We start from the raw sequence: 26750 nt of genomic DNA on the forward strand, positions 1-26750 counted from the left end.
GGGCTGGCCGATCGCGATCGACGCCAACGGCGACGGGATCATCGACGGCGGCGGCGAGCCCCCGCCGCACATGGTCGACCTCGACGGGGACAACGTGATGGAGCTCGTGCAGGCGACCGCGGCCGGGCGCATCTACGCCTTCCGCGCCGACGGCTCGCAGCTCCCGGGCTTCCCGGTGACGACCAACATGGCACGCAACGTCGCCACCCATCTGGGTGCACCCGCCTTCGCGAGCGGGCGCATCGCGCCGCCGTCGCCCACCACCACCTCGCGCCCCGCCATCGGTGACCTCGACCGCGACGGCTACCCGGAGATCGTCTACGCGAACATCGAGGGCGACGTCTACGTCTTCCGCCACGACGGCACGCGCGCGCCGGGCTTCCCGGTGCGCATCGATCCGGCGTTCTCGGCGGTAGCGCTCCGCACGAAGACGAACCACCTGAAAACCGGCATCCTCGGTTCGCCGGTGCTCGCCGATCTCGACGGCGACGGCTTCCTCGACATCGTCGTCGCGGCGATGGACCAGCACGTGTATGCGTGGGACCGCCGCGGGAGCCTGCTCCCGGGCTGGCCAGTGAAGATTCAGGATCCGGCTCCCGGGCCCGGCGAGACGCCGGTGGGCGCCGAGAGCATCAACACGCCCGTCGTGGCCGACCTGGCGGGCGATGGGCACCTCGAGGTCGTCATCGAGACGAACGAGGTGTACAGGGCGAGCGGCAATGCGAACCAGTTCTTCCCGAACGAGCAGAACAACCCCACCTCCGTCCCCGGGCTCAACACCGGCACCGTGCTGGCGGCAGCCTTCGCGGCGGCCGGCGGCTCCGGCCGCATCTACGCGCTCCACCACGACGGCAACCTCCACCCGGGCGGCCCCTTCGTCGCCGGCTGGCCGGTCAAGCTCGACGGCCTCGCCATCGACATTCTGCCGCTCATCGGCCCCGGCCACAACGTCGCCGTCGGGGACATGGACCCGTCACCCGGCCTCGAGATCGCGGCGAGCCTCACGCGCACATGGTCGACCTCGATGGGGACAACGTGATGGAGCTCGTGCAGGCGACCGCGGCCGGGCGCATCTACGCCTTCCGCGCCGACGGCTCGCAGCTCCCGGGCTTCCCGGTGACGACCAACATGGCACGCAACGTCGCCACCCATCTGGGTGCACCCGCCTTCGCGAGCGGGCGCATCGCGCCGCCGTCGCCCACCACCACCTCGCGCCCCGCCATCGGTGACCTCGACCGCGACGGCTACCCGGAGATCGTCTACGCGAACATCGAGGGCGACGTCTACGTCTTCCGCCACGACGGCACGCGCGCGCCGGGCTTCCCGGTGCGCATCGATCCGGCGTTATCGGCGGTAGCGCTCCGCACGAAGACGAACCACCTGAAGACCGGCATCCTCGGCTCGCCAGTGCTCGCCGATCTCGACGGCGACGGCTTCCTCGACATCGTCGTCGCGGCGATGGACCAGCACGTGTATGCGTGGGACCGCCGCGGGAGCCTGCTCCCGGGCTGGCCAGTGAAGATTCAGGATCCGGCTCCCGGGCCCGGCGAGACGCCGGTGGGCGCCGAGAGCATCAACACGCCCGTCGTGGCCGACCTGGCGGGCGATGGGCACCTCGAGGTCGTCATCGAGACGAACGAGGTGTACAGGGCGAGCGGCAATGCGAACCAGTTCTTCCCGAACGAGCAGAACAACCCCACCTCCGTCCCCGGGCTCAACACCGGCACCGTGCTGGCGGCAGCCTTCGCGGCGGCCGGCGGCTCCGGCCGCATCTACGCGCTCCACCACGACGGCAACCTCCACCCGGGCGGCCCCTTCGTCGCCGGCTGGCCGGTCAAGCTCGACGGCCTCGCCATCGACATTCTGCCGCTCATCGGCCCCGGCCACAACGTCGCCGTCGGGGACATGGACCCGTCACCCGGCCTCGAGATCGCGGCGAGCCTCACGACCTCCAACCTCGTGCTCTTCAGGCCGGACGGCACGCGCCTCCGGGACATGGACCCGAGCGCGCACGGGCCGCTGTCCGACACGGCCCAGGACAACAGCAGCGTCCTCAACCTCTTCGAGTACCCCGCCATCGGCGACATCGACCGCGACGGCAACCTCGATCTCACCAAGGTCGGGGTCACGCTGAACGGCCTCGTCGACCTGGTCCTGGTCGGACAGAACGAGCCCTTCCACCACGTGCTGCAGGCGTGGAACGCGGCGACGGGCCAGCCGCTCGACGGCTTCCCCAGGGTCATCGACGATTTCGGCCTCACCACCGTCCCGCTCCTCGCCAACGTGGGCCCCACCATCGACCCCGGCGTCGACCCCGGCGGGACACTGGACCTGCCGGAGCTCATCTCGGGGAACGGCCTCTACCTCGTGCATGCCTTCGACTTCACCGGCCGCGAGCCCGCGGGGTGGCCGAAGCTGACCGGCGGCTGGCACACGGGCGCGCCGGCCGCCGGCGACATCGACGACGACGGCCGCCTCGACATCGCCTGGCCGACGCGCGAGGGGAACTACTTCCTCTGGGACACGCCGGCCCCGATGTGCAACACGGCGACGACGGCCAATCTCGACGGCCGCGACGGGGCCTACAACCCGCAGGTCAACTACCGGAACAACAACCTCGCGGGCGAGGACACGGTGCCGCCCGCGCGCCTCGCCCCGCGGGACGTCGTCACGAGCAGCACGGACCTGGCCACGAACGCGATCACCGTCACCACCTCCCGCATCCCGGGCGACGACCTCTACTGCGGCACCGCCGCGAAGTTCGATTTCCGGTTCTCCACGGCGGGCCCGATCACCACCCAGACGCAGTTCGACGCCGCGACCCCGGTCGCCTCGGTACCGGCGCCGCTGCGGGGCAACCACGACGCGGGCGCATCGCTCACGGTGCGCGACGGGCGCTTCGCGGGGCAGGTCGTCTTCCTCGCCGCCCAGGTGGTGGACCACGCCGGCAACCTCTCGCCCGTGACCTCGCTCGGGAGCTTCGCCTTCGCGCCGCCGACGACCACCACCACGACCTCCAGCAGCACGACCTCCTCCACTACGGCGAGCACCACGACCACCAGCACCGCCACGACGACCTCCGTGACGGCGACGACGAGCACGACGGCGGCGCCGACGACCACGACCCGACCACCACATCCTCCACGACGCACCACCACGACCCGCCCGACCACCACGACCGCGAGCACGACCACTACGACCCGGCCTCCGCATCCACATCCACCCCCGAACTGAGCGCCCTACAGGCCGAAGCGCTCCGTCGAGAACCGTCCGTCAGGTGACAGGCATGGACGGCGCACGGACAGCCAGCGACGAAGCCCTCCTGCCGCAGCATCCCGTCTGACAGGGCGCAGCGCCCGCCTGTAGCCGGCCGACCTTTCCCTTATGTCCGCGGGCAAAACCCCCGACATTGCGGATTGATCTCCCGTAGCCCGTCGCCGGAACCTACACCGTCGCTCGGTAGCGACGATCCGCCGGCGTCTCCGCGGCGCGGACGGATGGCTCTGGATGGCGCGCCTCGGCGCGCCGAGGGGGTCTCGTCGATGCGCTATCGCTCGCTCGCGGTCGCCGCCAGCCTGACGCTCCTCATCGCGCGCTCCGCGCGCGCCGAGTTCCCGTTCCTCGCCGATGTGAACCGCTGCGACTCCTCGGGCATGCCGGTAGGCTGCATCCCGCTGGCGAACGAGATGAGCGGGTCGGCCGGCAGCTGCAACGGCAACAAGTGGAAGTTCGCGAGCACGAGCTTCTGCACCACGGACCCGACCGTGCTCGGCAGCCCGAACGAGCTCCTCGGCGTGAGCGGCATGAGCGTCGAGATCGCCTGGCGGCGCGAGACCGGGCGGCCAGACGTGGTGATCGCCGTCCTCGACTCCGGCATCAAGTGGAACGACCTCGGGGCGCTCGGCGACCTGCGCAAGAAGTTCTACCTGAACCGCGGCGAGCTGCCGGCGCCGATCTGCGCCACGCCGCCGTCCGGCCCCGACCCCCGCGACTGCAACGGCGATGGCGTCTTCAACGCGCCCGACTACGACACCGACCCGCGCGTGTCCGACCGCAACGGCAACGGCGTGATCGATCCCGAGGACCTGATCATGACCTTCTCCGACGGCGTCGACGACGACGGCGACGGGTACATCGACAACATCGCGGGCTGGGACTTCTTCGAGAGCGACAACGATCCCTTCGACGAGGTGCAGTTCGGCCACGGCACCGGCGAGGCCGAGGACTCCACCGCCGAGGCCAACAACGGCGGCGCGCTCGGCACGTGCCCGAATTGCATGGTCATGCCGGTGCGTGTCGGCGACAGCTTCGTCGCCGAGGTCGACCGCTTCGCCCAGGGCGTGGTGTTCGCGGTCGATACCGGGGCGGCGGTGGTCCAGGAGGCCCTCGGCACCCTCAACAACTCCGCCTTCGGCCAGCAGGCGATCGACTACGCCTACTCACACAACGTGCCCGTAATGGCCTCGGCCGCCGACGAGGACGCCTGGCACCACAACTATCCCTCCAACTACGTCCACGCGATCGTCGTGAACTCGATCCGCGACTTCGGGGTCCAGGGCGTGGAGCCGGCCTCCTGGCTCTACATCGACGGGTGCACGAACTTCGGCGGCAACATCTCGGTGAGCGTGTCGTCCACCTCGTGCTCCTCCGAGGCGACGGGCCGGAGCTCGGGCATCGCCGGCATGATCGTCTCCGCCGGCCGTGACGCGGTGGCCGCCGGGACGCTCAGCCGGCCGCTCACGGCCAACGAGGTCCGCCAGCTCTTCGAGCAGACCGCCGACGACCTCAACTTCGAGATGCAGCGTCAGATCGCCTTCCCCGACACGATCCGCTACGCCTCCGAGGCGGGCGCGGATCAGTTCACGGGCCACGGCCGCATCAACGCGAATGCGGCCGTGGCACGCATCCTGGACGGCCATATCCCGCCCGAGGCCGACATCCGTGCGCCGGTCTGGTTCCAGCCGCTCGATCCCATGCGCGACGGCAACGTGGTCGTGCAGGGCCGGGTCGCCGCCGACCGCGCCAGCAGCTACACCTACCGCGCCCAGATCGGCTACGGGGTGCAGCCGCTCGAGACCGAGTGGGTGGACATCGTGCCCTTCGGCGCGACGCGCACCGCGCCGCTCGACGGCGTGCTGGCGACGATCACGCCCGCCCAGATCGCGCCACCGACGGCAGCGCAGATCGCGCGCCGGCAAGCCGAGGCGGCCGACCCGAGCTCGAAGGACTACGACCAGTTCACCTACACGATCCGGGTGCAGGTGCTGGACGCATCGGGCCAGCTCGGCGAGGACCGCCGCACGATCTCCGTGTTCGACGATCCCGACCTGAAGGCCGCCTTCCCGCTCCAGCTCGGCGGCGACGGCGCCTCGTCGCCGGCGATCGCCGACCTCGACGGGGATGGCGTGGGCGACATCGTCTTCGGCACGTCGAACGGCCTCGTCCACGCCAAGCGGGCCGACGGGTCGGACCTCCCCGGCTGGCCCGTCGGGACCGACCCGCTCGCCATCCACGCCGGGTCGATGGCCTACGCCTCGGGCGCGATCCCGACGCCGATCCGCGCCGCCGTCCTGGCCTCGGTGGCGATCGGCGACATCGACGGCGACGGGATCCTGGACGTGGTGGCGGCCGACATGGAGGGCAAGGTGTACGCCTGGAACCACCTCGGGCAGCGGAAGCCCGGCTTTCCCGTGCAGGTGAACCTGCTGTACTCGAGCCACGCGGTGCGGGATCCGGCCAACACGGTCGACCGGTTCATCGTCGCCTCGCCCGCGCTCGCCGACCTCGACGCCGACGGCGGGCTCGACATCATCGTCGGTGCCGCCGACCGCCACCTCTACGCGTGGGACGGACGGGGCAACCCCCGGCCCGGCTTCCCGGTGCTCGTCGTCGACGCGAGCCGCCTGGCGTCGATCGACCCGAGCACCCACAAGGTGACCCCGAAGCCCGGCGCCCTCCGCGGCAGCAAGATCATCGACTCGCCGGCCGTCGGCGACCTCGACCACGACGGCACCCTCGACATCGTGGTCGGGACCAACGAGGAGTACGACGAGCCGCCGAACTTCTCGCTCACGAGCGGCACCGCTTCGGCGCTCGCCAATTCCGGGCTGCTCAGCCCGGCGAACAGCCGCCTCTACGCCCTCCACAACGACGGCAACAACCACGCGGGCGGACCCTTCCTCGCCGGCTGGCCCGTCAAGATCGGCCTGATCAACAGGGAGCTGCTGCCGGTGGTGGGCGAGGGCATCAACGCCTCGCCCGCGCTCGCCGACGTCGACGGCGACGGCACGCTCGAGGTCGGGGTGTTCGCCGACGCCGGCCCGGCCTACCTGCTCAAGGCCGACGGCAGCTCGTTCTACGGCGCCGATCCCAACACGGGCAACTACCGCGTGATGGCGACGGACGGCTATCCGGCGAGCAACAGCCCCGACACGCCGTCGTTCGCCGCGCTCGGCGAAGGGGCCTTCGGGGCCCTCGCGGCGCCCGGCGCGCTCGCGTTCACGGCGCCGGCCACAGGCCTCGGGCGCGCGCTCGCGGTGGTCCTGCCCGAGGAGCAGGTGAACGCCGACGACCACGTCGGCGGCTGGGTGGCGCTCAGCGGCAGCTACCTCCCGGCGTACCCCCGCCACATCGAGGAGCTGCAGTTCCTGACCGGCCCCTCGATCGCACGCGTGGCCGCCACGACCCTGCCCTACGTCGTCGAGGGGAGCGCCGGCTATTACCTGCACGCCTACGACGTCAACGGCGTCGAGCCGGCCGGCTGGCCGAAGTTCACGGGCGGCTGGCACGTGGCCAACCCGGCCATCGGCGACGTCGACGGCGACGGGCGCAACGACGTCGTCGTCCTCACCCGCGAGGGGAACCTCTTCGTATGGAACACGCCCGCGGCGGCCGGCCCGGATGAATGGCCGAAGAAGCGCCACGACCTGCGCAACACCGGCAACTACCAGGAGCCGCCCGGACAGACGAGCAACGCCTCGACGAGCACCACGACCTCGACGACGAGCCCGAGCCCGACCACGAGCACGACGGTGTCCACGACCACGACGACCTCGACCACGAGCAGCACGACGACCCGCCCGACCAGCACGACCACGAGCACGACCACCACGACCCGGCCACCCCATCGACCCCGACCCACCACCACGACCCGACCGCCCCATCCACGACCCTGAGCACCCGGGTCAATCCTCCGTCGGGTTGAGCGTGCACCGATCCGGTTTTTACACCCGCAGCAGCACCCCCCGCGCCGGCCCCCCCGTCGCCCGCCGCACCGCCTCGGCGTAGAGACCGACCTGCCGGCGGTACTCCTCGAGCCGCCCCGCGATCTCCACGTCCGTCTTGAAGTCGACGACCGTCCACCCCGCACCGTCCTCCAGGAAGGCCGCATCCACTACGCCCTCGACCACCACATCGCCCGCGAGTTTCACCCCAACCGGGCACTCGCGCCGGCACCGGCCGGCCCGCGCGGCGTCGGCGGCACGCCGCAGCAGCGGGTGGGCGAGCGCGCGCGCGGCGGTGTCGGCGGCGGCCTCCACCTCCTCCGCCCTCGCACCCAGGAGCCGGCCCTGGAGCGCCGCCACGTCCGCCACGCCGGCGCGGTCGGCGTCGAGCTCCACCGCCGCGAGCACGGCGTGGACGAGCGTGCCGAAGCGCTTCCCGTGCGGCCGCGGGCCGGGCGTGTCGACCGACTCGACCGCGACCTCCGCCACCGGTGCGGCACCGACCGCAGCGTGCTCCGTCGCCGTCACCACGTGCAGGCTCGGCGCCGACCCATCCGCCCGCACGCGCTCCCGCTCCGCCTGCCACGCCGCGTGTGCGCGCACGCCCTCCTCGGCACGCACGCCGCGCTCGTCGGCGGCCAGGATCTTCTGCTGCGCGAGGCCGACCGACTCCTGCACGTCGAGCGCGAGCGTCGCCGGGTCCCACCAGACGATGCGGTGGCGCCCGAACGTAGGGACGTGGAGGCCGGGCATCACCGCATGCGGCGGCCGCGCCACGTTCTCCGGCCGGCCGGTCGTGGTCTCCGCGCCGAACGCGGGGCAGCCCGGCGGCTGGCGCGTCTCCGGCACGTGGACGCGCTCAGGCGGTGGGTAGAGCACCGGGCTGAGCGCCTGCAGCCACCCGTCGTACCGCCCGTCCCCCAGCGCCGGCACGACGAGGAGATCCCGCGCCCGCGTCGCCGCCACGTACAGCACCCGCGTCGCCTCCTCCCCCTCCCGCGCCATCTCCTCCGCCGCATGCTCCTGCAGCTCCGGCGGCGTACACCCGGCGATCCGCAGCACGCACAGCCCGCGATCCGGATCCGCCCACCGACGCGGCTCGCCCGACGTCTCCTTGCACGTCAGGTCCGCGAGGATGACGACCGGGAACTCGAGCCCCTTGGCGCCGTGGACCGTCATCATCCGCACGCCCTCGGTCCCTTCCTCGACGATCGGCGCGTCGCTCGCCTCGCCGTGCTCGGCCTGCTCTGCGAGCCACTCGACGAAGGCGCGGAAAGAGGTCAGGCCGGTGCGCTCGGCGCGGCGGGCGAGGTCCATCAAGCGCGTCACGTTGGCGAGCGCCTGCTCGCCCGTCGGCCAGACGGCCAGGCCCGCGTGCGCCCGCGTCGCCGCGAGCAGCCGCCCGATCGTATCCGCGATCGGGCGGCGGTTCCGGCCGCGGTGGAGCGCGCGCAGCACCGCGAGCGCATCTCGGACCTCGCGCAGCGCCGCCGGCTCGTCGTCCGGCACGCGGCAGAACGGATGCAGCGGCCCAAACCGCTTCCGGAAGGCCAGCAGCGCCCCGTCGCCGAGCGCGAAGAACGGCCCGTGCAGCGTCGCGAACACCGCCAGCTCGTCCTCGGGCCGCTCGATCGCGGCGAGCGCGTTGCGGATCGCCTCGACCTCCTCGCGCACGTGGAAGTAGGTCCCCCCGACCAACAGATGCGGCAGATGCCGCGCCTCGAGCGCCCGCACGTACGGCCGCGTCACGTCGGCGAGGTAGGCGCGGAAGCGACGGAACAACAAGCAAACGTGCCGCGGCCGGACCGGCACCCGCCGGGAAGGCCGCTCGCGCTCCGTCACCGTCCAGCCGCTCTGCTCGACCAGCCACTGGACGAAGGCCGCGATCGCGTCCGGCAGCGACTCGTCGATGCGCCAGTCGACGATCGTCCCGTAGTCCCCGTACGGGGCCGGCACCGGGAGCGCGACCACGGACGGCTGCGTCTCGACCCCGGGCCGGTACGGCGCCAGCGGGACGTAACGCGGCTCGCCCTGCATGCGCGGCGCGAAGGCCGCATTCACCGCCTCCTGGATCTCCGGCACGGCGCGGAAGCTGACGCTCAGATCGAGCAGCGCGGCGCCTGCCGCGACGAGCTGCCGCTTCACCCGCTCGTAGAGCGCCACGTCCGCGCGGCGGAAACGGTAGATCGACTGCTTCGGGTCGCCCACGAGGAAGAGCTTTCCGGCGACCGGACGGACGAGGCGCCAGTCAGGCACGTTCGGATCGTCCGCCGCGAGCAGCAAGAGGATCTCCACCTGGAGCGGGTCCGTGTCCTGGAACTCGTCGACGAAGAGGTGGGTGAAGCGACGCTGGAGCTCGGTGCGCACCGCCGCGTTCTCGCGCAGGAGGTCGCGGGCGCGCAGCAGGAGGTCCAGGAAGTCGAGGCAGCCCGCGCGGTTCTTGAGGGTCTCATGGCCCTCGACCACCGGCCAGAGCTCGTCGCGGAGCCGCGGGGCGAGATCGGCCCCCGCCCGCCGCACGAAATCATCCAGCGCGGCGCGGAGCCGCGTCCTCCGCTCGAGGAGCTCCGCCTTCGGGAAGCCGGCCGGGACGCGCCGGAAGCCCGTCCACCGCCAGTGCTTCTCGCGGCTGACGCCGAGCAGCTCCGCCTCGAGGCCGTCGTGGTCCCGCCCGCGGACCGCCTCGCGCCGGCGGACGTCCGCAACGAAGCGCGCGATCTCCGTGAGCGACCGCACGAAGTGGTCGTCCGGGTTCCCGGTGGCGGCGAAGGCGCCGAGGGTGGCCATCTCCTCCATGAGCGCGTCGAGCGTCCCGTCGCGGTCGAAGCCCTCCTCGTGGCGCCATGCGGCGGGGAAGTCGCGCCGCTCGACGAGGTCCCGCGCCGCGGTCCGCAGCAGACGGCGCGGACCCTCGTCGCGGGTGCGCCGGCGGAGGATGCGGCGCACCGCCTCCCCGGGATGCGCGAGCTTCTCCTCGAACCAGCGGTCGAAGGCGCGGTCGAGGAGGCCCTCGGCCACGTCCTTGGAAGCCACCTCGAAGAGCGGGTCGACGCGCGCCTCGACCGGCCGCTCGCGGAGCAGGTCGGCGCAGAAGGAGTGGATCGTGCCGATGCGCGCCTCCTCGAGCTGGGGGAGTGCCGCGTCGAGGAGCTCGCGGGCATCGGCCGGGCACGCCGGATCCCGCCGGGCGTCCTCGATCGCCTTGCGGAGCCGGAGCTTCAGCTCGCCGGCCGCGGCATCGGTGAAGGTGACCGCCACCATGTGGTCGAGCCGGGCGCGACCGGCGGTCAGGAGCGCGACCATGCGGGTCACGAGCTCGGTCGTCTTTCCGGTCCCCGAGGCCGCCTCGACCACGAGCGTCGTGCCGAGCTCGTCGCGGATGCGGTCGCGCGCCTCCTGGTCGGCAAGGCGCGTCACGGGAGCCTCCGCAGACGGTCCAGATCGGCGCACCGGTCCTTCGGCTTGCGGGCGGTCCGGGTCTCCTCGTGCGGACCGCAGACCGGCCGGTAATCGCAGTACTGGCAGGCACGGCGTTCGGGCATGGCGGGAAGGAAGCCGGCCGCGAGCGCGCGTCCGATGATCTCGACCACCTCGCCCGCGAGCCGCCGGTTCTCGGCGTCGAGCGGCACGACGCGCTCCTCGTAACCGCCGTCGGCCGTGCAGTAGTAGAGCCGTCCCGCCTCGACCGGCTCGGCGAGGAGGCGCTCGCAGGCGAGCGCGTAGAGGAGCGGCTGCAGCACCGCGCCGCCGCCCACCACGACGCCCGCCCTGGGACGGGTCTTGCCCGTCTTGTGGTCGGTGGCGCGGAGCACGCCGCGCGCGTGGCGCTCGACCAGGTCGACCGAGCCGCGCAGGCGGAGGTCGCCGATCACGGGGACCGGATCGGGGACGCTCGCGGGATCGGCTTGCGGGCGGTCGCGGTCGGCGAGCCCGAAGGCCAGCTCGAAGCGCCACGGCACCCAGCCGTCGTCCGCGTCGGCCGCGCGCCGGAGCCACTCGCGGAGATCGGCGCGGATGCCGTCGATGCCGTCCTTCCACACCCGGTCGATCGCGGGCCAGAGCTTGTCGGCCCAGCGCGCCGCCACCGCGTCGAGCGCGCCGTCGACCGCCGTGCGTGCCGCGTCGAGGTTGGCGGGCCGGACCGGGAGGAGCTGCGCAGCGCGAAGCTCGCTCAGGACGGCGAACTGGACCTCGTGGAAGAGCGCGCCGCGCGTGAGCGGGTCGAGCGCCTCGAGCGCCACCGGCTCCTCGCGCGGCTGGAGCCGCATGACCGCCTGAAGGAAGAAGCGGTACGGGCAGACGGCGAAGTGCTGGAGGGCGGTCGGCGAGAAGGGGCGCGCGGCGAGCTGATGATCGGCCAGCGCCCCGCGGGCGAGGTCGTCGGGGTCGACGAGCCCGTCCGCCGGGGTCCAGCGCCGGAGCCAGCGCCGGCCGCGGGCGCGGAGCGCCCGCCCCAGGTGGACGTTCGCGTCGAGGAGATAGCGCGCGCTGCCGTCGGTGGTCGCCGGGTCGGCGTCGCGCAGGCCGGCGAGCAGCGCGAGGTCGTACTCCGCCTCGTCGATCGCGTCCTCGGGACGCGCGGGGGCGGGCCAGCCGAGCCGCCCGCCCGTCTTCTCGCCGCCGCGCTCATCGAGCTCATCGAAGCCGGGCAGCGTCCCCGACGCCGCGCGCAGCGCCTCGAGCCCATAGAACGACGGCACCCGGGGCCGCGCCTGCTCGATGTCGACGCGCGGCCACGAGAGGACGACGCGCTCGCGTGCCGCGCCGACGGCGAGCCGGAGCGCCAGCCGCTCGGCGGCGACGCGCGCGGGCTGGGTGGCGAGCGCCGGGGCGTCGAGGGCGCGACGGTGCGCGTCGAGCAGGATCGGGTCCTCGACGATCTTCCGCGGGAAGAGCTTCTCGGCGAGGCTGGGGACGAAGACGACGTCGAAGGCGAGGCCGCGCACCCCCTCGGCGGGCGCGACGAAGACGGCCCCGTAGCGCCGGCGCGCCGGCGGCACGGTCAGCTCACGGAGCCGCGGCCGGAGGACGAGCTGCACCTCGTCGAGGTCGATCGGGCCGATCGGCGCCATCGGCTCCAGCTCGGCGAGCGTCGCGAGCACGCCCTCGGGCTCGCGGAGCGCCGCCGTGGCGAGCGCGCGCAGGTGCCCGAGCCATTCGTCCCAGCGCGCCTGCCGTGGCAGCGCGTCGAGCCGCTCGATGAGCGGCAGCGCGAAGCCGCGGAGGTACGCGAGGTCGGCGAGCTGCCTCTCGAGCGCCGTGCCGCGCGTTTCCTCCTCCTCGTCGGTCAGCGCCTCTCGGCGAAGGCGCAGCTCTTCCTCGAGGCCGGCGAGGCGCTTCGCCCAGCGCTCCTTCCCGCCGATCACCGACGCCTCGACCAGGAGCCGCTCCCAGCGCCACGGGGCGCGCGGGCTGCCGTCGCCGCGCTCGTCGTCCGCGCGCGGCTCGGTCGCGGGCGGCAGCGGGAGGAGATCGTCCTCGGGCGGCGTCCATCGCGCGTCGGCGTCCTCGGCCGCTCCCGGGTCCGGAACCTGCGCCAGCGACACGTACTCGGCGAAGCGGCGGGCGGAGAGGCGCTCGGTCTTGCACGCGAGCAGCGCCAGGAGCGCCCGGCCCGCGGGATCGGGCCGGGTGGTGCCGCGCGCGAAGAAGACCGGGATCGCGGCGCGGCGGAACGCCTCTTCCAGGTGGGATCGGTACTCGGCGGGCGAGCGAAGGAGGACGGCCATCCGGTCGAAGGGCACGCCGCGCGCCGCCTCGCCCTGGACGCCGCGCGCGATCTCGACGCACTCGCGTGCCTCGCCCGGCCAGGAGGAGAGGGCGACGCTCCCGTCGACCGCGGCCGGCGGCGGCTCGCCGAGCTCGAAGAGGTGCGCCTTGAGCGCGTCGAGCGAGCTCCGCCGGCGCGGAGCATCGAGCGTGGAGGCGATGCAGCCGAGCGCCGCCTCGAGCCGCTCGAGCGATCGGCCGTCGCCGGCGGGCGCGGTGGCCAGCACGTCGGGCGCGGACGATGCGAGCATGGCGATGAGCTGCGCCTCGCACGCGCTCGTGACCGGGAGGTCGAGGAGCAGGAGCGGCAGGCCCACGGGGTGGGGAGGCGGGTCGGCGCCCACCGCCGCCACGGCCGCCTCGAAGACGATCGCCCGGTCGGCAAGTCGGGCTTCCTCGAGCTCCCGCGCCACGCGCCCGGCGAGCTCGCCGAGATCACGGCCGACAGCGCCGAGGGCGGCGAGCGCCTCGGGCGCGACGCGGTTCATGCGCAGCTCGGCCAGCGTGCGGGCGACGGCGAGGGGGAAGCCGGGCCGGTCGGCGACGGGCGTGAAGTAGCCGAGCCCGCGCTCCCCGAGGACGAGGTGCACCGCGCGCGCCGCGACCGCGGAGAGCGAGAGGGCGGTCGCCGGCGTGCGCTGATCGCGCGCGAGCGCCGGCGTCGCCAGGCGCACCGCGAGCCGATCGAGCGTCAGGCGAACGCTGCCGAAGCGGGCCCCCGTCGCCGCGGTGGCGGCGCGCACGAGGTCGTCGCACGCCTCCCAGCTCGGGCCGAGGACGAGCACCTCCGCGTCGGGCGGGCGGGCCTCGAGCCAGGCGGCGGCCGCTGCGACGCGGGCCGGCGCGTCGACGCCGACGACGAGGCGGGTGGTGAGGCTCAGTGGGCCGACCTCCCCTACAGCCCCAGCTCGCGCGCGATGATCGTCAGCTGGATCTCCGTCGTCCCCTCGGTGATCGTCATCAGGCGCGCGTCGCGCCAGAAGCGTTCGACGGGGAACTCGGTGATGTAGCCATAGCCGCCGTGGATCTGCACCGCCTCCCAGGTGACGCGCTGGGCGACCTCGGAGGCGAAGAGCTTGGCCATTGCGGCCTCGCGCATGGAGTAGCCCTGGTCGAAGAGCCAGGCCGCACGCCACGTCATGGTGCGCGCCGTCTCGACCTCCATCGCCATGCGCGCGAGCTTGAACTTGATCGCCTGGAACCTGGCGATCGGCTGGCCGAACTGCTCGCGCTCCCTGGCGTACTTGAGCGCCGCCTCGAGCGCCGCCTGGGAGACGCCGACCGAGCGCGCGGCGTGCGTGATGCGCCCGCCCTCGAGCGTGCCCGTCACCTGCTTGAAGCCGCCCTCGACGCCGCCGAGCAGCGCCGCGGCGGGCACCTGCATGTCGTCGAAGGAGAGCGCCGCGGTCTCCGAGGTATGATGGCCCGTCTTCTTGAGCTTGCGCGACACGGAGAAGCCGGGCGTGCTCGTGTCGACGATGAACATCGAGATGCCGCTGCCGCGCTTCGCCGGCTCCGTGTAGGCGGCGACCAGGCAGTAGTCGGCGATGTTGCCGTTGGTGATGAACATCTTCGTGCCGTTCACGACGTAGACGTCGCCGCGCCGCTCGGCGCGGGTGCGGATCGAGGCCGCGTCGGAGCCCGAGTTCGGCTCGGAGAGGCCGAACGAGCCGAGCTTCTCGCCGCGGATCGCCGGCACGAGGTACTGCCGCTTCTGCTCCTCGGTGCCGAAGCGGAAGATCGGGATGCAGCCGAGCCCCACGTGCGCGAGGAGCGCCGCCGCGAAGCCGCAGTTGACGCGCGCGATCTCCTCGATGAGGAGACAGCGCATCACCATGTCGCCGCCGCTCCCGCCGTACTCCTCGGGATAGCCCACCCCCAGGTAGCCGAGCCGGCCGAGCTCGCGGAAGAGGTCCAGCGGGAAGGTCTCGGTGCGCTCCAGCTCCTCGACGCGCGGGGCGAGGGACTTCTCGGCGAAGCTCCGCACGGCGGCGCGAAAGCTCTCCTGCTCCTCGTTCAGACGAAAGCCGAGCATGGCGGTTCCTCCGGCGGCGGACTCTAGCCGGCCCCTCCCGCGTGCCACAAGCTTTGCCGCCGGTCTTTTGCTATGCCTGGCGCGGCATGCCGGAGGCCGCGACGGTCGATGGGATCGGCGCGCACGTGGGCCAGACGGTCACGCTGCGCGGCTGGCTGGCGGGACGGCGCTCGAGCGGGAAGCTCCACTTCCTCCAGGTGCGCGACGGCACCGGCACCATCCAGTGCGTGATGGCCAGGGCCGAGGTGCCGGCGGACGTGTTCGCGCTCGCCGATCACCTGCCGCAGGAGTCGTCGCTGGTCGTGACCGGGACGGTGCGCGCCGACGCGCGCTCGCCGATCGGCTACGAGCTCGGCGTGACCGACCTGCGGGTCGTCCACCAGAGCGCCGACTACCCGATCGGCCCGAAGGAGCACGGGCCGGCCTTCCTGCTCGACCACCGTCACCTCTGGCTCCGGTCGTCACGGCAGCACGCGCTGCTGCGCGTGCGCAGCGAAGTGATCCGCGCCTGCCGGGAGTATCTCGACGGCCACGGGTTCCTCGCCTTCGACGCGCCCATTCTCACCCCGGCGGCGTGCGAGGGCACGACCACGCTCTTCCCCGTCCAGTACTTCGACGAGACCGCGTACTTGACGCAGTCGGGTCAGCTCTACGCCGAGGCCGGCGCGATGGCCTTCGGCAAGGTGTACTGCTTCGGCCCGACCTTCCGCGCCGAGAAGTCGAAGACGCGCCGGCACCTGACCGAGTTCTGGATGGTCGAGCCCGAGATGGCCTTCGCGGACCTCGACGAGGACATGGACCTGGCCGAGGACTTCCTCGTCCACGTGGTCGGCGCCGTGCGCGCCCGCCGCGCGGCCGAGCTGCGCGCCCTGGGCCGCGACCTCGCACCCCTCGAGCGCGTCGCGAAGCCCTTCCCGCGCATCGCGTACGCGGAGGCCCTCGACATCCTCGGCCGGAAGGGCTTCCCGCTCGAGTGGGGCGCCGATCTCGGCGGCGACGAGGAGACGGCGCTCTCCGAGGAGTTCGATCGCCCGGTGATGGTGCACCGGTACCCCGCCGAGGCGAAGGCCTTCTACATGAAGGCCGACCCGGCCGATCCGCGCCTCGCCCTCTGCGTCGACGTGCTCGCGCCCGAGGGCTACGGCGAGATCATCGGCGGCGGCCAGCGCGAGGACGACGCCGCCGTGCTGGAGGCGAAGATCCGGCGGCACGGGCTCCCGCTCGACGCCTTCGGCTGGTACCTCGACCTGCGCCGCTACGGCTCCGTGCCGCACGCCGGCTTCGGGATGGGCATCGAGCGCTGCGTGGCGTGGCTGTGCGGCCTGCACCACGTGCGTGAGACGATTCCCTTCCCGCGCCTGCTCGAGCGGCTGCGGCCGTGAAACCGCGGCCGTGAAACCTTGACCGCCCACCACCCCGCGTCTATGAGGGCTGCCGCCATGAGGACGCCCCTGCTCGCCGTCTGTCTGCTCGCGCTGGCGACCGCCAGGGCCGCCGCACAGGAGCAGGCAGGCGAGGAGGCGCCGGCGCGCCCCCGCCGCCCCGCCGCCGCGGCGCGTCCGGCGCCGCCCAGCGCGCGCGCCGAGCAGGATCGCGCCCTCCTCCGGCAGCTCGCCGACGCGCAGCGTGGGCTCGGCGAGCAGATGCAGCAGCTGAAGGACGCGCTCGAGGAGCTGCGCACCGACATGGCCAGCCAGAAGGATCAGGACGCCGCCGCCGAGGGGGAGGTGAAGGCGCTGCGCGACGAGGTGAAGGGCCTCTACGTGGAGATCAGCGGGGTGAAGCAGCAGATCGACGCGCTCAAGGACGACATCGGCGGCGTCGACTCGAACGTCTCCGGCTTCCGCACGTACTCGGGCTTCTTCATCGCGGTGATGATTCTGCTGCTCGCGGTAATCTTCGTGCTGACGATCCGTCGCTGACCAGCGGCGTGACGCGGGAGATGCGACGCCCCGCCACGCCCGCGACGCATTCCGCCAGCCGCATCTCCCTCACGGGCTTGGTGAGCGTCGCGACCACGCCGGGCGGGTTCGGCTCCCGCTCGCCGACCGGCGCGAGCAGGACGAGCGGCGTCCGCGAGAGCGCCGGCGCCGCATGGATGAGCTGGGCCAGCTGGCGGCCGCTCAGGTCCGGCATGTGGGCATCGAGCAGGACGAGGGCGTAGGGGTCCCCTTCCTCGAGGGCGGCACGCAGGCGGGGCAGCGCGCCGTGGCCGTCCGACACGACGTCGCTGCGCATGCCCCAGGCGCGAAGCTGCTCCTCCAGGGATGCGCGGCTGGTGTCGTTGTCGTCGATCACCAGCACGCGGAGGCCGCTCAGCTCGGGACGGGGAGCCGGCTCCTCCGGAGGAGCAGGCTCCCGCTGCAAGCGCACGGTGAACCAGAACATGCTGCCCCGGCCCGGCTCGCTCTCGACGCCGATCTCGCCCCCCATCAGGCCGACCAGCTGCTTGGCGATCGCGAGCCCGAGCCCGGTGCCGCCGTACTCGCGCGCCGTCGAGCGGTCAGCCTGGGCGAACGGCTCGAAGATGCGCGCCTGCTGCTCCGGGCCGATCCCGATGCCCGTGTCGGCGACCTCGAAGCGCAGGGTGACCGTCTTCGCGGCCTGGGCCGCGACGGCGACCCGGACGGCGACCTGCCCCTGCGCCGTGAACTTGAGCGCGTTGCCGAGCAGGTTGAGAAGCACCCGGCGGAGGCGGCCGGGATCGCCGCGCAGCGCGCGCGGCACCGCCGGGTCCACCCGGCATGCGAGCTCCACGCCTTTCTGCTGCGCCGGCCCGGCGAGCAGCTCCACCGCGTCTTCCACCACCGCACGCGGTGCGAAGGTGGTCGTCTCCAGCTCGAGCCGCCGGGCCTCGATCTTCGTCAAGTCGAGGAAGTCGCCGATGGTCGAGACCAGCGCCTCGCCCGAGCGGCGCACTCCCTCGGCGTAGTCCCGCTGCTCGGGCGTGAGCGCCGTGTCGAGCAGCAGCCCGGCCCAGCCGACGATGCCGTTGATCGGGGTGCGGAGCTCGTGGCTCACGTTGGCGAGGAAGATGCTCTTCGCGCTGGCGGCGTTCTCCGCCGCCGCCGCGGCCCGCTGCTCGTGCCGGGTGCGGTCGACCAGGTAGCCGTAGAACGCGGCGGCGGCGAACAGGAAGGGGATGCGGATGACCGTGGGCGAGCGCCAGAGCGACCACCCGGTCCCGGTGACCGTCAGCACGTAGAGGTAGGCGCCGCACACCACCACGGCGCCGACGGCGATCAGCGCCAGGTTCTCGCCGATGGCGGCGAGCAGGAGCACGAAGAAGTAGAGGGAGAAGAACTCCACGCTGAAGCGCCCGCTCGCGAGCAGCGCGGCCGTGATCCAGGCGGTATCGGCGACGATGACGGCCAGGCCGAAGCCGCTCGAGTTGTACATGCGGGCGGGCAACCACGTGGCCAGGACGTTCGAGAGCAGCGCGCCCGTGATCGCCAGGACGACGCCGAGCGGAGGGGTCGCGAACTCGTCCTCGACGAGGATCAGGTAGGCGGTCGCCGCGATGAGCGTGTAGCGCAGCAGGGCGAACGCCCTGTTCCTCTGTTCCCGCTCTGCCGTGGCCGACCGGGTCACCGGTGAACCTCCCGACCCGCCAATGCGCATGACAGATGACGGGTGCACGCTGTATCGACGACTCACCGGCTATGCAGAATGCGTGCCGCCTGCCGTCTTTCGTGCGGGCTGGAGCGCCGGCCTACGCGACGGGACCTCGCGTCGCGAATTTGGCGCTCGGCTCCCGCTCGACGGCTTTGTGGCGCCGCTCGCCCGTGCCCGCGGCGGCGATCACGATGACCGCCAGCACCGCCCCGAGGGCGTTCATTGCGACGTCCCGGATGTCGTAGTAGCGCCCCGGCACGATGCCCTGGAGCAGCTCGTCGCCGTACCCGATGGCCGCCGCGAGCGCGGCGCCCGCCGCGTAGCCCGCGAGCGGACCGGGCACGAGCGGGGCGACCGCGCGCCACGCGAGCCAGGCGGCCATGCCGTACTCGGGGAGGTGCGTGCGCTCGAGCCGCTGGGCGCTGAGCCAGGTGAAGGCGAGGGCGTAGCCGGTGGCGGCGACCGCGAGCGCGGCGTACGCCCGGGCCGGCGCGCGGCGGCGCCGGAGTGCGAGCAGGAGCGCGGCCGCGCCCGCCACGATGACGAATGCCAGCCCCGGGCCGAGGAACCAGCTCCCCGGCGCGGTGCGCAGGAAGCGCAGCCCCCAGCGCGGCGCGAAGGGAAGGCTCGAGTAGATGGCGGCGACGTATGCCCCGAGCGCCGCCCATCGCCAGAATAAACTCATCCGGGGGCCCGTCCGCTGCTCGCGTGCTGCGCTGCTCCGATACCCCCAGACCCCGTCGGCCTGCTTGACCGCTCTCGCGGCCGGCCTCCCACGCTCAGCTCCGTCCCAGCACCACGACGCAGGCGACGGCGCCGGGACCGCCCACGTTGTGCGCGAGGCCGAGCTCCGGGTCCTTCACCTGGCGGCTGCCGGCCTCGCCGCGGAGCTGCGTCACGCACTCGTAGATCATGCGCACGCCGCTCGCCCCGATCGGATGCCCGAAGGACTTGAGCCCGCCGCTCGGGTTCACCGGGAGGTCGCCCTCGAGCGCCGTGCGGCCCTCCTCGACGAGCTGCCCGCCCTCGCCCTTCTTGCAGAAGCCCAGGTCCTCGAGGTTCGATATCTCGGTCCAGGTGAAGCAGTCGTGCACCTCGGCGAAGTCGATGTCCGCGGGCGTGACGCCGGCCATCGCGTACGCCTGCCGCGCGGCGGCCTGCGTCGAGCGGAAGCCCAGGTAGTCGAAGGTGGGATCGAAGTAGGGACGGCCGGTGGTGACGGCGAGGCCCGCGCCCTTGACCAGCACCGGCGGCTTCAAGAAGCGCCGGGCCAGGTCGGCGCGGCAGATGATCGCTGCGGCCGCTCCGTCCGTCGTGGGGCAGCAGTCGAGGAGGCCGAACGGCCACGCGATGATGGGCGCCTTCAGCACCTGCTCCTCGGTCACCTCCATGCGCAGGTGCGCTCGCTCGTTGCGCGCCCCGTTCCGATGGTTCTTGACGGCGACCCTGGCGAGCGTCTCGCGCCCGAGACCGAAGGTGTGCATGTAGCGGTTGGCGGCGAGCGCGAAGAGGCCGGGCGCGGTGTTGCCGCGCGCGAGCAGCGGATGCCCGAGACGGGGGATGCCCCGCCCGCCGCGGTCCTTGAGCTTCTCGGCGCCGAGCACGAGGACGACGTCGTGCGCGCCCGCGGCGATCGCGAGGCAGCCGTTGCGGAAGGCGTCCGTCCCCGTGGCGCAGTAGTTCTCGACCCGCGTGATGGGCCGGTCGTAGAGGCGGAGCGCGTCGGCGAGCGAGACCGCCGCCTTGCCGCCGCCGGGGCCGGGGAGGTACGTGCCCAGGTAGGCGGCCTCGATTTCGGCCGGCTCGATGCCGGCGTCGGCGTAGGCCTCGAAGGCGGCGTCGCAGATGAGCTCCTCGAAGCTCCGCTCGTGGCGATCGCCGAACTTCGTGCAGCCGACGCCGATGACCGCGACCTTGTCCTTCATCCCGTCAGCCGAGGGCGCGCCTTCCAGAAATAGTTGCGGTTCCCGCCCGCCTCGTGCAAGCGCCGGAAGGTGAGCTCGACCGGTGCGCCCACCCGCACCTCGCCCTCGGCCGCGTCGGTCACCTGGAGGTAGAGACGGCCGCCGCCCTCCAGGTCGATCACGGCCATCGGCATGGGGTGCTCCGGCACCGGCGCCAGGTTGTCGAGGGTGAAGGTGAAGACGGTGCCCCGCTTGCCGAGCTTGTGCTCCTGCATGCGGTCGCGCGCCTGGCAGCCGATGCAGATGCGCGCCTGCGGGTACTGGACGAGGCCGCACGCGTCGCAGCGGCTGCCGTAGAGGCGCACGTCCTGCCGGAGCTCCTTCCACTCGATCATCGCCGTGACGGGCTCGCCCATCGGCTCGTGGGGCAGCACGCCGCGCGCGCGCAGGTAGCGCTCGTAGGAGGGCAGCGCCAGACCGCGCGCGAGGCGGTCGGCGAGCGGGCGCGGGCGGGCGGCGGGGAGGCGGTCGGTCGCGCGCACGACGAGCGCGTCGGCGCCCTCGCCGTAGGCGGCGACGACCAGGAAGTCGCCCGGCGCGGCCGTCTCGAGCGCGCGCGCGAGGAGCACCAGCGGCTCGGGCGTGCCCAGGAGGCCCGCCTCGGTGAGCAACGACGGGTCCAGCTGCCGCGCCGGATCGAAGCCCGCGCGCCGGACGGCCTCCGCGGCCGCGCGCGGCTCGGGCGCGCCCAGGGCGAGCCTGGCGATGCGCGCAGGCGGCAGCTCGGCCTTGCGAAGCGCCGCGCCGATCGCCTCCGCCACGTCGCGCACGTAGCCGTAGGTCGTGCCGAAGCGGGTCTCGCTCACGCGCAGCGTGCGCTGCTCGTCGGTCCTCCACACATAGGTGAACTCCTCGGCCACCGACGCGGCCGCGACCAGCTCGGCGACCACGCCCTCGCCGCCCACCGCGAGCGCGGCCGCCCCGTCGCCGAGGAGCGGCTCCAGCTCGGACTCGGGCTCGGTCAGGCGCGCGTCCGCCGCGGCCACGAGCGCGGTGCGGAGGCTCCCCGCCCGCACCCCGTCGAGCGCCGCGCGGAGCGCCGCCACGCCGGCGCGCACCGAGCCCGCGAAGTCCGCGACCACGACGTCGCGGCGCAGGTCGGCCGCGGTCGCGATCACGCTCGCCACCTGCTTCTCGAGATAGGGCGAGCTGGTGCTCGCGAAGTAGAGGGCGTCGAAGGCGGCGGGGTCCGCGTCGGCGACACAGGCGAGCACCGCGTCGGTCGCCATGGTGAGCGCATCCTCGTCGAGGCCCGCGACGGTGCGCGTGCCGGCGGGCACGCGCGTGCCCCACGCCTTGGCGATCAGCGCCCGCTCGAGCCGGCGGCGCGGGAAGTACGTGGCGATGCGCGTGATGCCGACCACGGCCGCGCCACCTTAGGGGTTGGGCGACGCTTCGTCCAGCCTCCGCTTGACCGCCCGCGCCGCCGGAGATAGGCGCGAGCGATGGCGCGCCGACTCGCCATCGGCTCCGTCCCGCTCTCCGATCGTGCGCCGCGCATCGTCGCCGCGGGGGGCGAGGCAGATCTGGAGGCGCTCGTCGGCGCCGACGGCGCCGATCTGGTGGAGCTGCGCGCCGACCTGTGCGACGACCCGCGCCCGGAGACGCTGCCGGCGCTGCTCGGACGCCTGAGGGCCGGCGGTCGCCCCGTGATCCTGACCGCGCGCGCCGCCGCCGAGGGCGGCCGGCCGATGGACGAGGCCCGCCGGCGCGCGCTCTACACGGCCGGGCTGCCGCACGCCGACGCGATCGACGTCGAGGTCGCCTCGACGGCGCTCGCCGCGGAGCTCGTGCCTCGGGCCCGGGCCGCCGGCAAGACCGTCATGCTGTCGGCGCACGCGCTGCATGCGACGCCGCCGGTCGCGGCGCTCCTCCAGCTCCTCGATCGCGCCGAGGCGCTGGGCGCGGACCTGACGAAGCTCGTCGCCCACGCGGCCGACCTCGGCGACCTGCGCGTGCTGCTCGAGGTCACGCTTGCCGCCCGCACCCGCGGCATCGTGACGCTCGCCACGGGCCCCGCGGGCCCGCTCTCGCGCGTCGTCCTGCCCGCCGCCGGCTCCCTCCTCGCCTACGGCCACGCCGGCCGCCCGACCGCACCGTCGGGCCAATTGCCCGTCGCCGAGCTCGCCGCGCTCCTCCGCCGCCTCCTCCCCTCGTAGCCAGGCGTCGGAGGCCGTAGCGCCGCGCCCCCGCCTACTCGTCCATCGGCGGCGCCCGGCGCGCCGCCTTCTTCTCGCTCTGGGCGCGCTTGGCGGCGAGCATCTTCTCCTTCGCGCGCCGCGAGCGGCGCCGCTTCTGGCGGCGGATGCGCGCCCGCTCGGCCGCCCGCGCCTCCGCCACGCCGCGCGCGCGGGCCTCGAGCTTCTCGAGCAACTCGCGGCGGGCGAGGAAGCGGTTCAATGCCTGGGAGCGCTCGCGCTGGCACTTGACGGTCACCCCGCTCGGGCGGTGGCGGAGCACGACGCAGGTCGACACCTTGTTGACGTTCTGCCCGCCCTTCCCGCCCGAGCGGACGAAGTGCTCGTCCAGGTCCTCCTCGCGCACCCCGAGCGCCCGCATGCGCGCGGCGAGGGCGTGCTGCTTCTCGGGCGAGACCGGGAACACGCGGGCGCTTTACCATTCGCCGCGGTAGGCTGGCCACCGCCACGGGAGGAGTGGCGGAAGCGCGATGGAATCGAACCATCCTCGGCCTGCTAGAGGCCGACACTGGTTTTGAAGACCAGGGGCACCACCAGGCACCTTGCGCTTCCCTAGTAGCCGGACCGTTGGATTTACTCGGTTTCCTGCGCAGTGGACCGCCCGCTGGGACGACCTGATCGAGTTCGAGGTCATCCCGGTGGTCACGTCGGCGGAAGCAGCGGCCACCGTCGCGCCTCGACTATGAAACTTTCCGTGCACTCATGATCAGCCACGCGGCCCTGTCGTGGTGACATTGCACCTCGCCGAGGCCCGCCGCGCGCAGACGCGATTTCAGCTCACGGGGAGAAAACGCGTCGATCCCGTAGAGCCGGCGGCGCACGCTGGCGCGAAGTGTGGCAACTCTCCCATCGGATCGGCGGAACGCGGCCAGGGTGAAGCGCCCTCCCGGCTTGAGGACCCGATGCACTTCGCTGAGCGCACGCGGCACGTCCGGAAAGAGGTGCAGTGCACCGCAGCAGTTCACGAGGTCGAAATGCTCTGGCGCGAAGGGAAGGCTCAGCGCCGTTGCGTGCACCAGCAAGAGGTTCCGCAGCCCCTCTTCGCGGGCGCGGCGGCTGGCGTAACGAAGCATGGGAAGGGACAGGTCCAGGCCCACGACACGGCCCGCACGGACCTCGCGGGCGAAGGGGCGGGCGTAGATGCCCGGACCGCAGGCGAGGTCGAGGATCGTCTCCGCGCCCTTGAGCTCCGCTGCGCGGACGATCAGTTCCTGTTCATGCTGGAACGAGATCCCGAGCACGAAGGCGACGTGCGGGCCGCGCCGCCATAATCGGCTCTCGTAGATGCGGACGATCGGCTCCGCTTCCATCGACATCTGCGCCAGGCTGCGCCGCATCGATGTGCCCGGCAGAAGGTCGACGATTCCGTCTGACACGGGGTACGAGGACGAACACGTGTCGCACCGCATCTCCCGACCGCCTGCGGGGTTCGCGGCGAGGAATCCCCGCTCGCACTGCGGGCAGCGCACTTCGCCACCGGTGACGTCGACCGCGGGCACGCGCAGCTCCGACATCCGCGACCTCACACCTCGCCCACGACGACGTTGACGGTCTTAGGGGCGAGGGACCCGAATGGAGAGATCCGCATGCGGCCGTCTGCGTAATGACGTGTTCCGTCACCCTTCGTTTCGAAGTGACTATGTGCTGAAGTGACTATGCGCCGCAAGCGTCGATGGACGGCGACGCAACGGACCGGCTTCGATCACGAGCACGCGCAGCTAGACGTGCTCGGCCGCCGTCTTGAGATCGGGTGCTCCGCGGGTAGATCGGAAAGAGTCACCGTGCCGCCCGCCTGCGCGGACACCCGGCGAACGTGATGGCCCGGCCCGTTTGCGCTCTGGCGCGCCAGGAGGAATCTTGTGAGGATCACTTGATCTGCGCGGCCCGGCGTGGGAAGTAAAGCTTGGCGTGGCGATTGGGTGGCAGAGGGACCTCGCGGCGGGGGGGAGCGCCTCGCGGCCCTGATCGGGCGGACGCGCTCCAGTGTCGGATCGTGGTGGCGCGGCCCGGGGGGCTTGCCGTCGCGTCCCGAGGCTCTCCCACAGGCAATCAGCTGCGCGCCTCGGTCCGTCCTTCCTGTCTACCGGATGCTCGCGATCTCGAACCGGCTACCCGATCTGCGCTCGCCCACCGCGCCCGATGGGGACCGCCGTCGCAACGTCGGCGGGCTCGTGTCGGCGCTCGAGCCCGTCCTCGGCTCGCGGCACGGCCTCTGGCTCGGCTGGAGCGGTCGCACGGTAGGGACCGCTGAGCCCGGGCCGGTCCAGATCGACGACGGATCGACACCGCCGCTCGCCTGGATGGATTTACCCGAGGATTGCTACGAGCTCTACTACAACGGCTTCTGCAACCGGAGTCTCTGGCCCCTGGTCCACACGTTTCCGGGGCGGGTCCGCTTCGTTGACGAGGAGTGGCGCTGCTACGTGAAGGTGAACCGGGTGTTCGCCACCGCGGCGCGATCCCTCGTGGAGCCCCATGTGCCGGTGTGGGTGCACGACTATCATCTGCTGCTGGTGGCGGGGGAGCTTCGTCGTTGCGGCCATCGCGGGCCGATCAGCATCTTCCTGCACGTGCCCTTTCCGGGCATCGACGTGTTCTCGATGCTGCCGTGGGCCGGGACGATCCTGGAGGAGATGCTGCAGTTCGACCTGCTCGGCTTCAACACCCAGGCGTACGTCGACAACTTCCACGAGTGCGTCCGGGCCCTGTTGCCTGGATGCATCGACGACGAGGGCATCAACTACGAGGGGCGTCGGGTTCGCGCGCGAGCGTTTCCCATCGGCATCATGCCCGATGGGTTCCAGGAACCCCCCGCGCAGGGGGCGGCGGAGGAGGCCGCTGCCTTGCTGCAGTCGATCGCCCCGAGCCGGCTGGTGCTGGGCGTCGACCGGCTGGACTACACGAAAGGCATCCCGGAGCGCCTGTACGCTTTCGGACGCCTGTTCGAGCTGTTCCCCGAGTGGCGCGGCAAGGTCAGTCTGGTCCAGATATCGGTTCCGTCCCGCACCGACGTGCCCGAGTATGCCGAGCAGCGGGCGCTGATCGAGAACGCCGTCGGTCGAGTCAACGGCGAGTTCGGGGAGGCACACTGGACGCCGATCCGCTATCTCTACCGCGCCTACGGCCGCCATCAGCTCGCGCAGCTCTACCGGGCGGCGGACGTCGGCTACGTCACGCCGCTCCGCGACGGCATGAACCTGGTCGCCAAGGAGTACGTCGCCGCGCAGGATCCGGCCGCGCCGGGAGTCCTGCTGCTCTCGCGCTTCGCGGGCGCGGCCGCCGAGCTGAGGGCGGCGGTGCTCACGAACCCTTACCACCCCGACGGGATGGCTCGCGACCTGGAGCGGGCCCTCCGGATGCCTGCTGAGGAACGTCGGGAGCGGCACCGGCACCTCTACGCTGCGGTCTCGCGCTCGACGGCCGTCACGTGGGCGGAGGAGTTCCTCGGCGCGCTCGAAGGCGGGCGGTAGGAGGACCCCGGCCGAACCGCCCGACGAGCAAGGGGCGAACACGGGTTCACCGTCTGGGTGAACTTGGGCGATGTGGTTCCCTTGAAGTTTGCATCGCCGCCGTAAGACGCGGTGATCGAGTGCGAGCCGGCCGCGAGCGTGCTCGTCGTGAACATCGCCTGGCCCGAGCCGTTCAGGGTGGCGGTGCCGAGGGTGCTCGGGCCTGTAAATTCTCAGTGAGGATGCGCCATCCATTCTCACTGAAAATGTGCCAGGGGTTCCGGCAGACTGCTCCCCCCGCTGGGAGGCGGGTGGGAGGGGAGGATGCTGAGAGCCATGGCCCGAAGTGCAGTCCACTACTTGAAGAAGCGGGGGCTGACCGACGTGGCGGTCGCGGCGCAGGTCGGGTGTGAGCGGCGGACGGTGGCGCGCGTGATGCGGGAGCCGGTCGACCATACCTACCAGCGGCGGTCGCGCCCGAGTCGACTCGCGCAGTG

At 72.7% G+C, this 26750-nt stretch carries 16 protein-coding genes and 1 pseudogene; 7 read left to right on the forward strand and 10 right to left on the reverse strand.

Annotated elements, in window-relative coordinates:
• The 3 genes from E6J59_14335 to E6J59_14345 form a co-directional block, all read left to right on the forward strand.
• On the forward strand, positions 1–1039 hold a 1039-nt coding region (locus E6J59_14335), incomplete at its 5' end, for a VCBS repeat-containing protein (GenBank protein TMB18499.1).
• On the forward strand, positions 1012–3234 hold the full coding sequence (locus E6J59_14340; protein TMB18500.1) for a VCBS repeat-containing protein: 2223 nt from the start codon (positions 1012–1014) through the stop codon (positions 3232–3234). The genes E6J59_14335 and E6J59_14340, both read left to right, overlap by 28 nt.
• A 308-nt stretch (positions 3235–3542) precedes the next feature.
• Positions 3543–7175 carry a hypothetical protein gene (locus tag E6J59_14345; protein TMB18501.1) on the forward strand — a complete coding sequence of 1211 codons (3633 nt, stop codon included), beginning with the start codon at positions 3543–3545 and terminating at the stop codon, positions 7173–7175.
• A 48-nt stretch (positions 7176–7223) separates the two neighbouring features.
• Here E6J59_14345 and E6J59_14350 read toward each other — a convergent pair whose 3' ends face one another.
• The 3 genes from E6J59_14350 to E6J59_14360 all read right to left on the reverse strand — a co-directional run bounded on the left by E6J59_14350 (position 7224) and on the right by E6J59_14360 (position 15027).
• On the reverse strand, positions 7224–10640 hold the full coding sequence (locus E6J59_14350) for an ATP-dependent deoxyribonuclease subunit A (GenBank protein ID TMB18502.1): 3417 nt from the start codon (positions 10638–10640) through the stop codon (positions 7224–7226).
• Positions 10637–13777, reverse strand: coding sequence for a PD-(D/E)XK nuclease family protein (locus tag E6J59_14355; protein ID TMB18503.1), 3141 nt, complete (start codon positions 13775–13777; stop codon positions 10637–10639). Before E6J59_14355 ends, E6J59_14350 begins: the two co-directional genes overlap by 4 nt.
• A gap of 110 nt (positions 13778–13887) precedes the next feature.
• Positions 13888–15027, reverse strand: coding sequence for an acyl-CoA dehydrogenase (locus tag E6J59_14360; protein ID TMB18504.1), 1140 nt, complete (start codon positions 15025–15027; stop codon positions 13888–13890).
• Positions 15028–15113: 86 nt separating this feature from the next.
• On the opposite strand from E6J59_14360, the gene asnS reads away from it, so the two are divergent.
• Positions 15114–16409 carry an asparagine--tRNA ligase gene (gene asnS / locus E6J59_14365; protein ID TMB18505.1) on the forward strand — a complete coding sequence of 432 codons (1296 nt, stop codon included), beginning with the start codon at positions 15114–15116 and terminating at the stop codon, positions 16407–16409.
• Between the two features lie 57 nt (positions 16410–16466).
• Positions 16467–16949 (forward strand): hypothetical protein, encoded by a 483-nt coding sequence (locus E6J59_14370; GenBank protein ID TMB18506.1) that lies wholly within the window; start codon positions 16467–16469, stop codon positions 16947–16949.
• Here E6J59_14370 and E6J59_14375 read toward each other — a convergent pair.
• The 4 genes from E6J59_14375 to E6J59_14390 form a co-directional block, all read right to left on the reverse strand.
• Positions 16891–18648: a response regulator gene (locus E6J59_14375; protein TMB18507.1), complete on the reverse strand. Its 1758-nt coding sequence runs from the start codon at positions 18646–18648 to the stop codon at positions 16891–16893. The genes E6J59_14370 and E6J59_14375 overlap by 59 nt on opposite strands.
• Positions 18649–18739: 91 nt before the next feature.
• Entirely contained in the window at positions 18740–19327 is a 588-nt protein-coding gene (locus E6J59_14380; GenBank protein ID TMB18508.1) for a VanZ family protein, read from the reverse strand.
• Between the two features lie 94 nt (positions 19328–19421).
• A complete protein-coding gene (locus tag E6J59_14385) occupies positions 19422–20567 on the reverse strand; it encodes an acetyl-CoA acetyltransferase (GenBank protein TMB18509.1) in 1146 nt (381 codons plus the stop codon).
• Positions 20564–21970, reverse strand: a complete 1407-nt coding sequence (locus E6J59_14390; protein TMB18510.1) for a hydroxymethylglutaryl-CoA synthase family protein — start codon at positions 21968–21970, stop codon at positions 20564–20566. The genes E6J59_14385 and E6J59_14390 overlap by 4 nt, the downstream gene beginning before the upstream one ends.
• A gap of 81 nt (positions 21971–22051) precedes the next feature.
• Here E6J59_14390 and E6J59_14395 point away from each other — a divergent pair, with 81 nt between their 5' ends.
• Positions 22052–22765 (forward strand): type I 3-dehydroquinate dehydratase, encoded by a 714-nt coding sequence (locus tag E6J59_14395; GenBank protein ID TMB18511.1) that lies wholly within the window; start codon positions 22052–22054, stop codon positions 22763–22765.
• Positions 22766–22799: 34 nt separating this feature from the next.
• Here E6J59_14395 and E6J59_14400 read toward each other — a convergent pair whose 3' ends face one another.
• Positions 22800–23165: a peptide chain release factor-like protein gene (locus E6J59_14400; protein ID TMB18514.1), complete on the reverse strand. Its 366-nt coding sequence runs from the start codon at positions 23163–23165 to the stop codon at positions 22800–22802.
• 319 nt (positions 23166–23484) lie between these two features.
• A complete protein-coding gene (locus E6J59_14405) occupies positions 23485–24318 on the reverse strand; it encodes a methyltransferase domain-containing protein (protein TMB18512.1) in 834 nt (277 codons plus the stop codon).
• 573 nt (positions 24319–24891) lie between these two features.
• Between E6J59_14405 and E6J59_14410 the strand changes: the two genes are divergently transcribed.
• Entirely contained in the window at positions 24892–26274 is a 1383-nt protein-coding gene (locus tag E6J59_14410; GenBank protein TMB18513.1) for a trehalose-6-phosphate synthase, read from the forward strand.
• Here E6J59_14410 and E6J59_14415 read toward each other — a convergent pair.
• Positions 26199–26483: pseudogene (locus E6J59_14415) on the reverse strand (Ig-like domain repeat protein). The gene E6J59_14410 and the pseudogene E6J59_14415 overlap by 76 nt on opposite strands.
• Between the last annotated feature and the right edge of the window lie 267 nt (positions 26484–26750).

Source organism: Deltaproteobacteria bacterium, assembly GCA_005879795.1.
Lineage (GTDB): Bacteria > Desulfobacterota > Binatia > DP-6 > DP-6 > DP-6.

Excerpts from the sequence above, each read along its gene's own strand:
- E6J59_14385 (TMB18509.1), bottom strand. The coding sequence starts at position 20,567 with ATGAAGGACAAGGTCGCGGTCATCGGCGTCGGCTGCACGAAGTTCGGC.
- asnS (TMB18505.1), top strand. The coding sequence starts at position 15,114 with ATGCCGGAGGCCGCGACGGTCGATGGGATCGGCGCGCACGTGGGCCAG.
- E6J59_14345 (TMB18501.1), top strand. The coding sequence starts at position 3,543 with ATGCGCTATCGCTCGCTCGCGGTCGCCGCCAGCCTGACGCTCCTCATC.
- E6J59_14370 (TMB18506.1), top strand. The coding sequence starts at position 16,467 with ATGAGGACGCCCCTGCTCGCCGTCTGTCTGCTCGCGCTGGCGACCGCC.
- E6J59_14375 (TMB18507.1), bottom strand. The coding sequence starts at position 18,648 with ATGCGCATTGGCGGGTCGGGAGGTTCACCGGTGACCCGGTCGGCCACG.
- E6J59_14410 (TMB18513.1), top strand. The coding sequence starts at position 24,892 with ATGCTCGCGATCTCGAACCGGCTACCCGATCTGCGCTCGCCCACCGCG.
- E6J59_14340 (TMB18500.1), top strand. The coding sequence starts at position 1,012 with ATGGTCGACCTCGATGGGGACAACGTGATGGAGCTCGTGCAGGCGACC.
- E6J59_14380 (TMB18508.1), bottom strand. The coding sequence starts at position 19,327 with ATGAGTTTATTCTGGCGATGGGCGGCGCTCGGGGCATACGTCGCCGCC.
- E6J59_14360 (TMB18504.1), bottom strand. The coding sequence starts at position 15,027 with ATGCTCGGCTTTCGTCTGAACGAGGAGCAGGAGAGCTTTCGCGCCGCC.
- E6J59_14395 (TMB18511.1), top strand. The coding sequence starts at position 22,052 with ATGGCGCGCCGACTCGCCATCGGCTCCGTCCCGCTCTCCGATCGTGCG.
- E6J59_14400 (TMB18514.1), bottom strand. The coding sequence starts at position 23,165 with ATGCGGGCGCTCGGGGTGCGCGAGGAGGACCTGGACGAGCACTTCGTC.
- E6J59_14405 (TMB18512.1), bottom strand. The coding sequence starts at position 24,318 with ATGTCGGAGCTGCGCGTGCCCGCGGTCGACGTCACCGGTGGCGAAGTG.